Raw genomic sequence first — 10832 nt, 5'->3', positions numbered from 1 at the left:
AAGCCCTGATGCAGGAAGAACAGCATCTGGTTGTCCCAGTCGTCCGCGGAGAGCGGCCAGCCGTGGGAGAAAACGATGGGCTGGCCCTTGCCCCAGTCCTTGTAGAAGATCCGGGTGTCGTCTTGGGTCGTGATGAAAGGCATGTCGCAATTTCCTCCAGGTGGGAAGCGAAGCATGCGGGAGCGGCGTCCGCGACGCAAGTCGATCGCGCCGGAAGAGGCTACAGCAGCTCTTCGCGCACCAGCGGCGACAGCAACCAGTTCCTGAAGGCGAGGAACCAGCCGGCGTCGGGTTCGTCGTCGTAGACGGTCTGCCGGCCGTCGGCGTCCTGCCTGACCCACTCGATGCCGCCATCGCGGCCGAGCCGTACCTGATAGGCACTCGTGAAACGGTCCGTGCTCAGCTGATCGAAGTCCGCCTTGAGCGCGGCGCCGTCGATCAGCAGGCCGATCTCGGTGTTGTAGCTGGCCGAGCGGCCGTCCAGGTTCATCGAGCCGATGAACATCCAGCGGCCGTCGATCACCGCCATCTTGGCGTGCAGCCGGCTGGTCGAATTGCCGAAGCTGCCGTACTGGGCGCTCTGCCGCGACAACCCGGGCCCGAACTCGTGGATCAGCACGCCCTTCTCGAGCATCGCGCGGCGATAGCGCGCGTAGCCGGCATAGACCAGGGGTTCGTCGGTGGCGCCGAGCGAGTTGGTCAGCACCACCGTCACGACGCCCCGGGCGCCCGAGTCCTCGATCACGCCCATGCCGATGTCGCCGGGGATGAAATAGGGCGAGATGATCACCACGCGCGAGCGCGCGGAGCCGATGACCGCCAGCGTGCGCTGGGTCACGCTGCCGGCGAAGCGCGATTCGAAATCCTTGCGGCCGATCTTGGCCGGAGCGTCGGCGTAGACCTCGGCCTGCGCCCAGACCAGATCGAGCCTGCCGTCGGCGAGCTGCTGCGCGACGGCGCTGCGGTTCAGCACGTCGCGCGAGCGCGGCGCCGGATCGGGTGCGGCGCCCACTGCGAGCGAGTCGAAACGGGACATCGGGGACGAACTCGCCAGCTGGCCGATCGGATAGACGTGCTCGCTGTTCCAGTAGGCGTCGAAACTGGCCGATTGCGCGCGCACCGCGGCGCCGGTGGCCAGCACGTCCATGTCGATGAAGTTGGCATCGGCGGCGCGCATGAAGTACTCCTGCGCGATGTTGCGTCCGCCCGAGACCGAGACGCTGTTGTCCGCGATGAACAGCTTGTTGTGCATGCGGTGGTTGATGCGGCCGAACTCATGCAGCGACAACGCCAGCCGTGTGAGCAGACCGCCGTTGCGCGCCGGCAGCGGATTGAAGATGCGCAGCTCGACATTCGGATGGGCAGCGAAGGCATTGAAGAGGACATGCTCGCCGCCGTTGTAGAGGTCGTCGAGGATCACGCGCACCCGCACGCCCCGTTCGGCCGCATGGCGCAATTCGCGCAGCAGCAGCAGCCCGACTTCGTCGGGGGCCAGCAGGTAGTACTGGACGTCGAGCGATTTCTGCGCCGCGCGCGCCAATGCGATGCGCGCATCGAGAGAGAAGTCCGCCTCCGGCAGCAGGCGGATGCCCGTGAGTGCCGGCAGGGCGCCAGGTGGCGCACTGCGCGCCACGGTGCGCGCGAGCGCGGTGCCGGCCACGTCCTCGAGCGCCTGGCTCTCGCTGGCCGGGAGGCGTGTCGGCAGGCCGACGCATCCTGCCAGCACGACCGTGGCGAGTCCGACGAGAAGACCTGCGAAGTTCACCGGCGTCCTTTTTGGAGGGGCCGCGTTCGTGCGGCAACCGGTTTTTACCAGCGATCCGGCAGCCGGGCGGTGTCGTCGGCCGCCTGGCTACGCGCCATCCTTGCGAAATCCGAGCCGCTCGCTGGTGGCCTGCGCCTCCTGCCGCACGGCGCTGCCGATCGCGCCGTCTGCCGAGGGATCGAAGCCACCGCTCGCTCCCAGCGCGCAGAGCGCGGCGCAGACGCGCCCCGTGGCGTCGTGCACCGGTGCCGCCACTGCGCTGATGCCGCGCAGGTAGCTGTCGCGAACGGTCGCGCAGCCGGCCTGGCGGACCTGCCGGCGCAGCGCGCCGATCGGGTCCCTGGCGGCCAGTGTCGCGCGCAGTTCCGGGGGCGCCTCGGCGAGCTCGGCCTCGGCCATGCGCCGCACGCCGGCCTCGTCGAGCAGGCCGAGGAACACGCGGCCGGTTGCCGACCACAGCATCGACATCACCGAACCCGCGCGCACGTTCACGGTCACGGGCAGCGCCGGCTCCTCGAAGCGCACGATGGTCGGGCCCTTGTTGCCCATCACGGCAAGGAAGCAGGTGACTTCGAGGCTTTCGCGCAGCCGCACCAGCGAGGGCTCGGCGACCCGGATCGGATCGGCCTGGCGCATCGCGGCGAGGCCGATCTGGATTGCCTCGGTGCCCAGGTGGTACTGCGCGCCGCCGTCCTGGGCGACCAGTCCTTCCTCGATCAGGCTGGCCAGGTAGCGATGGACCTTCGCAGGGCTTTCGCCGACGTGCGCGGCCAGCGCCGTGAGGCTGGCGCGGCCGCCCATGCGCGCCAGGCCCTTGAGCACCACCATGCCGGTCTCGGCGGACTGGACGCGCTGGCGGCGGTTGGCGGGCGGGGTGGCGGGACTGGGCATGGGCGTCAGGGTAAATGCTGAACCCTGATTACGCATTGCGTACCAAAATTACGCTATCCGTACTTACCCCGCGAGAAAAGAGACAACACCCATGAACAAGTTCCTGACCACCTGCCTGCTCGCGCTGCCGTTGCTCGCGGGTTCCAACGCCATGGCGCAGCAGGGCTTTCCGACCAAGCCGATCCGCTGGGTGGTTCCCTACGCGGCCGGCGGCGGCTCCGACTTCCTGGCCCGCACGATCGCCCAGCCCTGGTCGGCTGCAGTGGGCCAGCCGGTGCTGGTAGACAACAAGCCGGGTGGCAATACCGCGCTGGGCGCCTCCGAGGTGGCACGTTCGGCGCCCGACGGCTACACCGTCCTGTCGGCCGACAACGGCACGCTGATCTTCAATCCGGTGCTCTACAAGTCGCTGAGCTACAACCCAGCCAAGGATCTCGCGCCGGTCACGCTGATGGGCCGCTTCCCGATGATCCTGGTGGTCGGCCCGGGCATCGCGACCGCCAGCGCCAAGGACTTCATCGCGCAGGCCAAGGCCAAGCCGGGCGGCCTCAACTACGCCTCGGCCGGTGCCGGCAGCCCTCACCACCTGGCGATGGAACTGCTCAAGTCCGAGGCCGGCCTGTTCATGGTGCATGCGCCGTACCGCGGCGCGGCACCCGCGCTGGCCGATGTCGCGGGCGGCCAGGTGCCGGCCATGATGGTCGACCTCGCGGCCGGCGCCGCCTTCATCAAGGCCGGCAAGGTCAAGGCGCTGGCCGTGGCCAACGCCACGCGCCTGCCGCAGCTGCCCGACGTGCCGACCTTCGCCGAGCTGGGCTACAAGAACGTCGAGGCCGCCGCGCTGGTCGGCATGGTGGTGCCCGCCGCGACGCCGCCCGAGACCATCGCCGCGCTCAACAAGCAGGTGGTGGCGGCCATCCACGAGCCGGCCGTGCACCAGCGGCTGGTGGACTTCGGCGTCGAGCCGGTGGGCAACACGCCGGCCCAGTTTGCAGCCCTGCTCGCGAGCGAGAGCGCCAAGTGGCAGAAGCTCATTCGCGACCTCAAGATCTCGCTCGACTGAGACTCGCGATGAATCCCGAATCCGTCGAATCGCCGCGCCGCGCCATTGGCTGCCCGGTGGCGCACGGCGCGCTGTCCGATGCACGCACGCCCACCGGCTGCCCGGTGAGCCAGCGCGCCGCCGACTTCGACCCCTTCGAGGACGGCTATCAGCAGGACCCGCCCGAGTACGTGCGCTGGGCGCGCGAGCGCGAGCCGATCTTCTGGAGCCCGAAGCTGGGCTACTGGGTGGTCACGCGCTACGACGACATCAAGGCCATCTTCCGCGACAACATCACGTTCAGCCCCTCGATCGCGCTCGAGAAGATCACGCCCACCGGCCCCGAGGCCAACGCGGTGCTCGCGAGCTACGGCTTCGCGCTCAACCGCACGCTGGTCAACGAGGACGAGCCGGCCCACATGCCGCGCCGGCGCGCGCTGATGGACCCGTTCACGCCCGAGGCACTGCGCCACCACGAGCCGCTGGTGCGCGAGCTCGCGCGCGACTACGTCGACCGCTTCATCGACGACGGCCGCGCCGACCTGGTCGACCAGATGCTGTGGGAGATCCCGCTGACCGTGGCGCTGCACTTCCTCGGCGTGCCCGAGGAGGACATGGACACGCTGCGCCGCTACTCGATCGCGCACACGGTCAACACCTGGGGCCGGCCCAAGCCCGAGGAACAGGTCGCTGTCGCGCATGCGGTCGGCAACTTCTGGCAGTTCGCAGGCCAGGTGCTCGACAAGATGCGCCAGGACCCCGAAGGCGGCGGGTGGATGCAGTACGGCCTGCGCAGGCAGCGCGAGCTGCCGGAGGTCGTGACCGACTCCTACCTGCACTCGATGATGATGGCCGGCATCGTGGCGGCGCACGAGACCACCGCCAATGCCACCGCCAACGCGATGAAGCTGCTGCTGCAGCATCCGCAGGTATGGCGCGAACTGTGCGAGGACCCGAGCCTGATTCCGAACGCGGTCGAGGAATGCCTGCGCCACAACGGCTCGGTGGCGGCCTGGCGCCGCATCACGACCGCCGACACGCAGGTCGGCGGCGTCGACCTGCCGGCAGGCTCGCGCCTGCTGATCGTGACCTCTTCGGCCAACCACGACGAAGCCCGCTTCGCGGATGCCGACCTGTTCGACATCCGGCGCGACAACGCGAGCGACCATCTCACCTTCGGCTACGGATCGCACCAGTGCATGGGCAAGAACCTCGCCCGCATGGAGATGCAGATCTTCCTCGAGGAGTTCACGCGCCGGCTGCCGCACCTGCGGCTGGCCGAGCAGCGCTTTTCCTACCTGCCGAACACCTCGTTCCGCGGGCCCGAGCATCTCTGGGTCGAATGGGACCCGGCGCACAACCCCGAGCGGTTGCAGCCCGCGCTGCGGCAGCCGGCCACGGCGCACCGGGTGCGCATCGGCGAGCCTTCCAAGGGCGCGATCACGCGGCCCGTGGTGGTGCAGAGCGTGACGCCGGTGGCCGACGGGATCGTCAGGCTGCGCCTCGTGGCGCCCGACGGCCGCGCCATGCCGCGCTGGGCGCCCGGCTCGCACATCGACGTCGAATGCGGGGACCCGGAGCGCTCGCGCCAGTACTCGCTGTGCGGCGACCCGGCCGATCCGCAGGCGCTCGAGATCGCGGTGCTGCGCGATCCGCAGAGCCGAGGCGGTTCGGCCTGGGTGCACGCGAATCTCCGGCCCGGCGACCGGCTGCGCATCCGCGGCCCGCGCAACCACTTCCACCTCGATGAGGGCGCGCGGCGGCTCATCTTCATCGCGGGCGGCATCGGCATCACGCCGATCAGCGCGATGGCGCGCCGCGCTGCCCAGCTCGGCTTCGACTACGAACTGCATTACAGCGGCCGCTCGCGCACACACATGGCCTTCCTGACCGAGCTCGAGGCGCTGCACGGCGACCGGCTTCGCGTGCATGCAGGCGACGAGGGCCGGCGCAACGATCTCGCCGCGCTGCTCGCCACGCCGGAGCCGGGCACCCAGGTCTATGCCTGCGGACCGGTGCGAATGCTCAAGGCGCTCGAGACGCATTGCGCGCACTGGCCCGACGAGGCGCTGCATGTGGAGCATTTCGAGTCGACGCTGGGCACGCTCGATCCCGAGCGCGAACATGCGTTCGAGGTCGAGCTCAGGGATTCCGGCATCGTGGTCCAGGTGCCGGCGGACCAGACCGTGCTGAGCGCGCTGCGTGCGGCCAACATCGATGTCCAGAGCGATTGCGAGGAAGGGCTTTGCGGCTCCTGCGAAGTGCGCGTGCTGGCGGGGCGCATCGATCACCGCGACGTGGTGCTCACCCGTGCCGAGCGCGAAGCCGGCAATCGAATGATGGCCTGCTGCTCGCGCGCCTGCGACGGCCGCCTGGTGCTGGAGCTCTGAGGCGCCCGTCGCCGGAGAAGCGTCGCCAGCCTGCGCGGGCTGGCGGGCAATTCCTACCCGCGCGCGCAGGGCTGCGCGCGAGCATCGAGGTTCACCAACCAATGGATGCTGCCATGCTGACGAACTTCAGCCTCGACCCGTCGATGCTCGCCACGATCGGTGGCACCTTCTACCCCACCGGCTATTCGATGGTGATGTTTCCGGACCAGGCCACGGCGGTCTCGGTCGGCACGGAGCTCGCCTCGACGCTCGACGGCAGCGAGGTGCTGCTCGTCACGCCCGCCGCGATGTTCGCGCAGATCACGCCGACGGTGAGCGACAACGACGATCCGCTGCCCTCGGCCGGCACCGAGGGCGCGACCGTGCGCGCCTACACCAAGCTCGCCAAGGAAGGCCACCACGGCCTGCTCGTCAAGACGCCCGACGAGGAAACGGCGGAGCGGATGATGCAGGTGGTGCGGCGCAGCCCCTATTCGATGGCGCAGCGCTATCGCATGCTGGTGATCGAAGACCTCTGAGCGAACCGGGCCGGAGCGGGGCGCTACCAGCGCCAGCGTTCGGACTCGAGGTCGTCGCCCACGTTGTAGTGATCGACCCGGCCGGTCGGGTCGACGTAGATGTAGAGGAAGCGCCGATTGTTGATGTGCAGGTAGCGCCATGACCAGACCGTGCCGTTGAACGAGGTGACCTGGGTCTGCTGGTAGGGCTGTCCGTAGGTGAAGAGCACGTCGGGCACGCGCCAGACGCCGGGCCGGATGGTGCTGCCGAACAGGCCTTCGTCCAGTTCCTGCCGCACCGAGCGCACGCGACCCGCCGTGTCGAGGTCGACGTTGGTCACCGCGAAGCCCAGCGGCCCGCGCGAATACTGAAGCCGGTCGCCCGTCGGCGTCCGGTACACGGCGGTCGGGCTGCCGACCTGCTGCAGCACCTGCTCGCGGCTCACGCCCATCGGCACGTTGGTCGGATCGCTGGCGCAGCCCGCGAGCAGCGCGCCGGCGAGGGTGGCGGTCGCGAGGCGGAACGGAAATCGGCGGGCGCTCGGCATGATGGCCGTAGTGTGACGCTTGCGGCGACGGCTGGCCTGTCGGACGACGGGCTGTGCGGCCGTCGAACAAATGCCCACCGCGGACCGGACTTCGGCACTAGACTGCGCGGCTGCCGCTGCTGCGGCTCACCTTCCAACTACCGGAGAAGCCCGCATGTCCAGGATCAAGAGCGTGTTTGCGTTGGTGGCCGTCGGCGTGGGCATCGGCTTGGCGGCTGCGACCGCGCAGGCCCAGATGCCCGCATTTCCGGCAGGCTTCAAGACGCAGGCAGTCCGCGTCGACGGCGCCACGCTGCACGTGCGCGTGGGCGGCAAGGGCCCCGCGGTCACGCTGATCCATGGCTACGGCGAGACCGGCGACATGTGGGCACTGATGGCGGCCGACCTCGCGCGCGACCACACGGTGGTGGTGCCCGATCTGCGCGGCATGGGGCTGTCGGACCATCCGGCCGGCGGCTACGACAAGAAGACCCAGGGTCGCGACATCGCCCAGCTGCTGGACCAGCTCAAGATCGCGCGCACCGACCTCGTGACGCACGACATCGGCAACATGGTGGGCTATGCCTTCGCCGCCCAGTACCGCGATCGCGTCGGCCGCTTCGTGCTGATCGATGCGCCGCTGCCCGGCATCGGACCCTGGGAGGAGATCCTCAAGACCCCGCTGCTGTGGCACTTCCGCTTCGGCGGCCCCGACATGGAGCGCCTCGTGGCAGGCCGCGAGCGCATCTACCTCGACCGCTTCTGGAACGAGTTCTCGGCCACGCCGGCGCGCTTCGACGAGGCCTCGCGCCGCCACTACGCCAAGCTCTATGCGCGGCCCGGTGCGATGCATTCGGGCTTTGCCCAGTTCGCGGCCTTCGACCAGGACGCGATCGACAACAAGGCCTTCCTGGCCCAGGGCAAGCTCGAGATGCCGGTGCTGGCGCTCGGCGGCGAGAAATCCTTCGGCCCCACGATGGCGGTCGTGATGCGCGCCGCCGCCACCAACGTCACCGAGGGCATCGTTCCCGATTCAGGCCACTGGATCATGGAAGAGAATCCGAAGGCGACGGTGAAGGCCGTGCGCACCTTCCTCGACAGCACCCCCTAGAGACCACGCACGGCGCCGATGGCAGACGAACGCCTTCCCAAGATCGATACCGCGCCCGAGCCCTCGGTCGGCATGATGGCCGAGCTGCCGATCCGCGAGACCGGCCTCGCGGTCGATGCCCTCGGCCAGGCGCTGCCGGTGGCCGACCTGCTCTTCGGCGGTATCTCGCTGGTGCTGGTGATCATGTTCCACGCCTTCTGGATCCGGCTCATCACCCATGCCTTTCTGAAGCGCTCCCAATGGGCGAGCGGCCACGCGCTGTGGCGCGCGGACCTGCTGTTCGCCGTGTCGGTGCTCGCACTGCTGGCGCTGCACCTCGGCGAGGTGATGCTGTGGTCGGGCGCACTGGTGATGCGCGGCATCATCCCGGATTGGTCGCGCGCCGCCTACTTCGCGGCCAACTGCTACACGGCGCTGGGCCAGCCCTTCTCGCTGCCGAGCAACTGGCGGATCGTCGCGCCGATCATCGCGATGTCGGGCATCTTCACCTTCGCGTGGACCGCCAGCGTGCTGGTCAACTTCGTCGCGCGCTACAACGCACTGCGCGCCGCGGTGATCGCGCGCGACGACAAGCCGGCGGGCTGATGTGGCCCCCACGCTCGCCCGCTTCGTGTGTCGGTCGCTGCGCCCCCGTCAACGCGCGCCGGATTGCGTCGGGTAGCCGGCTTCCTTCCAGGCCTTCATGCCGCCGTCGAGCGCGGCCACGCGCTGGAAGCCCATGGTGCGCAGCGTGGCGGCTGCAAGCGTCGAGATGCGTCCGAACTCGCAACAGGTCACGATGCGCGCGGTCGGGTCGGGCAGTTCCTCGTTGACGCGCAGCTCGAGCTGGCCGCGCGGCAGCAGGCGCGCACCGGGGATATGGCCGGCCTCGTAGGCGTCGCGCTCGCGCACGTCGAGCACCACGAGCCCCTGGGGCCCCGCTTCGACGCGGTCGCGCAGCTCTTCCATCGACATGAAGGGCACGCAGGCAGCGGCCTCGGCCAGCATCTGCGTCACCGTCTTGCCGCCGCTCATGTTGGTGCGCAGCGCCTCGGTCAGGTGGGTGGGCATCGACAGGTCGAGCGCCTTCATCATCCGCACGAAGGCTTCGAGCTCGCTGTGCTGCAGCCGCGGGTTGGTTCGCAGCTCGTCGCCGATGGTCGAGTGCGATCGGCCCTTGTAGTCGTGCGCCGGGTAGACCTTCAGCGCCGGATCGAGCTTGAGCAGGCGATCGAACAGGCTCGCATGCAGCGCGACCGGATCGCCGGTGGGCAGGTCGGTACGACCGGTTCCGCCGATCAGCAGGGTGTCGCCCGTGAAGACGCGGTCGCTGCCGACCAGGCACATGGAATCGGCCGTGTGGCCCGGCGTGTGCATGACGCGCAGGCGCAGCTTGCCGAGCGCGATCGATTCGCCGTCGTCCACGCGCATGTCGATGCCGGGCGCCGGGCTGCGGATGTGCATCACGGTCTTGGCGTGCAGGCGGTCGGCGACCTGGCGCGCGGCCGAGAAGTGGTCGGCATGGGTGTGGGTGTCGATCACGAACCGGATGCGCAATGCATCGCGCGAGGCCAGCGCGAGATAGCGGTCGATCTGGCTGACCTCGGGGTCGATCAGCGCTGTGGCGCAGGTGTCGGGGCAGCCCAGCAGATAGGACTGGCATCCGCCGGTGGCGATCTGCTCGAAGATCATGGGGTTCGGCACCTTTCCGGGAGAGTCCGGCGCGGCTCGTCGGGCTGCGGAATTATGGCGCGCGGCCGGGCTTCACGGTTCGCGGTAGAAGACCTCGACCTGGCCCTTGAGCTTGATCAGCAGCGGCTTGCCATGGCGGTCGAGCGCCCGGCCCGCGGGCACCTTGATCCAGCCCTCGCCGATGCAGTATTCCTCGACGTCGAAACGGTCCTTGCCGTTGAATCGGATGCCGATGTCGTGCTCGAAGATCGCGGCCACGTGGTGCGGGCTGCGCGGATCGATGGAGAGGTGGTCGGGCAGCGGGGGTTTGGAGGCTTCTTCGGACATGCCCCGCATTTTGCCTCGCGTCCTGCATCGCGACTGCGGCGCCCACCGCTCCGCGTCACAATGGCGCCATGCGGCACTTCCTGCTCCTCGCCTTCGCCGGCATGCTCGGAACGCTGGCGCCGATGGCCGGCGCCGAGGTGCTGCGCTGTGCCGATGCAGCGGGCAATCTGAGCTACACCGACGGCGCGTGTCCCGCGGGGACCAGGGCCATGGGCCGGGTGGCGATCCAGGACCCCGTCAGCGTGAGCCCGCAGGAGGCCGAGCAGCGGCGCCAGGCCCAGGCCCAGGCCGCGCCGGCCGGGCCGGCGGTCATCGACTCGCGGGGCTCCAGCATCGACAACGATCCGCGCACCGGCAGCTCGCGCTGGAGCGACCGCGGCGGCTATGACGACCCCGGTCTGATCGATCCCGGCTACGGCTGGCCCGCGGCCAGCGCACCCGCGCGGCCGCCGCGCGACATGCGTCCGCGCATCCGCAGCTGTGACGCCAGCGGCTGCAAGGACAGGCAGGGCAACCACTGGGACAACTCGGGCCAGCTCGACCGCTTCCGCAGCATCGACGGCCGGACCTGCCGGCCGGTCGGCACCACGACCATCTGCCGCTGACGCCGG

Annotated in this window: 12 protein-coding genes; 6 read left to right on the top strand and 6 right to left on the bottom strand. The window is 69.5% G+C overall.

The window, feature by feature from the left end:
- The 3 genes from QTH87_RS24745 to QTH87_RS24735 all read right to left on the bottom strand — a co-directional run.
- Positions 1–143, bottom strand: a 143-nt coding sequence (locus QTH87_RS24745) for an alpha/beta fold hydrolase (RefSeq protein ID WP_286612921.1), incomplete at its 3' end; no start/stop codon positions are given.
- Between the two features lie 77 nt (positions 144–220).
- Positions 221–1765 carry a phospholipase D-like domain-containing protein gene (locus tag QTH87_RS24740; RefSeq protein WP_286612903.1) on the bottom strand — a complete coding sequence of 515 codons (1545 nt, stop codon included), beginning with the start codon at positions 1763–1765 and terminating at the stop codon, positions 221–223.
- Between the two features lie 87 nt (positions 1766–1852).
- A complete protein-coding gene (locus tag QTH87_RS24735) occupies positions 1853–2656 on the bottom strand; it encodes an IclR family transcriptional regulator (RefSeq protein ID WP_286612902.1) in 804 nt (267 codons plus the stop codon).
- Positions 2657–2747: 91 nt separating this feature from the next.
- On the opposite strand from QTH87_RS24735, the gene QTH87_RS24730 reads away from it, so the two are divergent.
- The 3 genes from QTH87_RS24730 (at position 2748) to QTH87_RS24720 (ending at position 6606) form a co-directional block, all read left to right on the top strand.
- Positions 2748–3719 carry a Bug family tripartite tricarboxylate transporter substrate binding protein gene (locus tag QTH87_RS24730; protein WP_286612901.1) on the top strand — a complete coding sequence of 324 codons (972 nt, stop codon included), beginning with the start codon at positions 2748–2750 and terminating at the stop codon, positions 3717–3719.
- Between the two features lie 8 nt (positions 3720–3727).
- Entirely contained in the window at positions 3728–6088 is a 2361-nt protein-coding gene (locus QTH87_RS24725) for a cytochrome P450/oxidoreductase (RefSeq protein ID WP_286612900.1), read from the top strand.
- 116 nt (positions 6089–6204) lie between these two features.
- Complete coding sequence (locus tag QTH87_RS24720) at positions 6205–6606, top strand: hypothetical protein (protein WP_444812840.1); 402 nt, start codon at positions 6205–6207, stop codon at positions 6604–6606.
- 23 nt (positions 6607–6629) lie between these two features.
- Here QTH87_RS24720 and QTH87_RS24715 read toward each other — a convergent pair whose 3' ends face one another.
- Positions 6630–7133: a hypothetical protein gene (locus QTH87_RS24715; RefSeq protein WP_286612896.1), complete on the bottom strand. Its 504-nt coding sequence runs from the start codon at positions 7131–7133 to the stop codon at positions 6630–6632.
- A 163-nt stretch (positions 7134–7296) separates the two neighbouring features.
- Here QTH87_RS24715 and QTH87_RS24710 point away from each other — a divergent pair, with 163 nt between their 5' ends.
- Both QTH87_RS24710 and QTH87_RS24705 read left to right on the top strand, forming a co-directional pair.
- The gene (locus tag QTH87_RS24710) at positions 7297–8223 is read left to right on the top strand and encodes an alpha/beta fold hydrolase (protein ID WP_444812839.1); all 927 of its coding nucleotides are present in this window, start codon (positions 7297–7299) and stop codon (positions 8221–8223) included.
- Positions 8224–8241: 18 nt separating this feature from the next.
- Positions 8242–8808 (top strand): hypothetical protein, encoded by a 567-nt coding sequence (locus tag QTH87_RS24705; RefSeq protein WP_286612895.1) that lies wholly within the window; start codon positions 8242–8244, stop codon positions 8806–8808.
- Positions 8809–8856: 48 nt separating this feature from the next.
- Here QTH87_RS24705 and QTH87_RS24700 read toward each other — a convergent pair whose 3' ends face one another.
- Both QTH87_RS24700 and QTH87_RS24695 read right to left on the bottom strand, forming a co-directional pair.
- Positions 8857–9894: an MBL fold metallo-hydrolase gene (locus tag QTH87_RS24700; protein ID WP_286612893.1), complete on the bottom strand. Its 1038-nt coding sequence runs from the start codon at positions 9892–9894 to the stop codon at positions 8857–8859.
- Positions 9895–9966: 72 nt separating this feature from the next.
- Entirely contained in the window at positions 9967–10221 is a 255-nt protein-coding gene (locus tag QTH87_RS24695) for a DUF3297 family protein (RefSeq protein WP_286612891.1), read from the bottom strand.
- A gap of 68 nt (positions 10222–10289) precedes the next feature.
- Between QTH87_RS24695 and QTH87_RS24690 the strand changes: the two genes are divergently transcribed.
- Entirely contained in the window at positions 10290–10826 is a 537-nt protein-coding gene (locus QTH87_RS24690; protein ID WP_286612889.1) for a DUF4124 domain-containing protein, read from the top strand.
- The last annotated feature ends 6 nt before the right edge of the window (positions 10827–10832 follow it).

Source organism: Variovorax jilinensis (assembly GCF_030316885.1).
Classification (GTDB): Bacteria; Pseudomonadota; Gammaproteobacteria; order Burkholderiales; family Burkholderiaceae_C; genus Variovorax; species Variovorax jilinensis.
This window is presented reverse-complemented; position numbering and strand designations above follow the sequence as displayed.

Excerpts from the sequence above, each read along its gene's own strand:
- QTH87_RS24735 (WP_286612902.1), bottom strand. The coding sequence starts at position 2,656 with ATGCCCAGTCCCGCCACCCCGCCCGCCAACCGCCGCCAGCGCGTCCAG.
- QTH87_RS24730 (WP_286612901.1), top strand. The coding sequence starts at position 2,748 with ATGAACAAGTTCCTGACCACCTGCCTGCTCGCGCTGCCGTTGCTCGCG.
- QTH87_RS24725 (WP_286612900.1), top strand. The coding sequence starts at position 3,728 with ATGAATCCCGAATCCGTCGAATCGCCGCGCCGCGCCATTGGCTGCCCG.
- QTH87_RS24715 (WP_286612896.1), bottom strand. The coding sequence starts at position 7,133 with ATGCCGAGCGCCCGCCGATTTCCGTTCCGCCTCGCGACCGCCACCCTC.
- QTH87_RS24705 (WP_286612895.1), top strand. The coding sequence starts at position 8,242 with ATGGCAGACGAACGCCTTCCCAAGATCGATACCGCGCCCGAGCCCTCG.
- QTH87_RS24700 (WP_286612893.1), bottom strand. The coding sequence starts at position 9,894 with ATGATCTTCGAGCAGATCGCCACCGGCGGATGCCAGTCCTATCTGCTG.
- QTH87_RS24695 (WP_286612891.1), bottom strand. The coding sequence starts at position 10,221 with ATGTCCGAAGAAGCCTCCAAACCCCCGCTGCCCGACCACCTCTCCATC.
- QTH87_RS24690 (WP_286612889.1), top strand. The coding sequence starts at position 10,290 with ATGCGGCACTTCCTGCTCCTCGCCTTCGCCGGCATGCTCGGAACGCTG.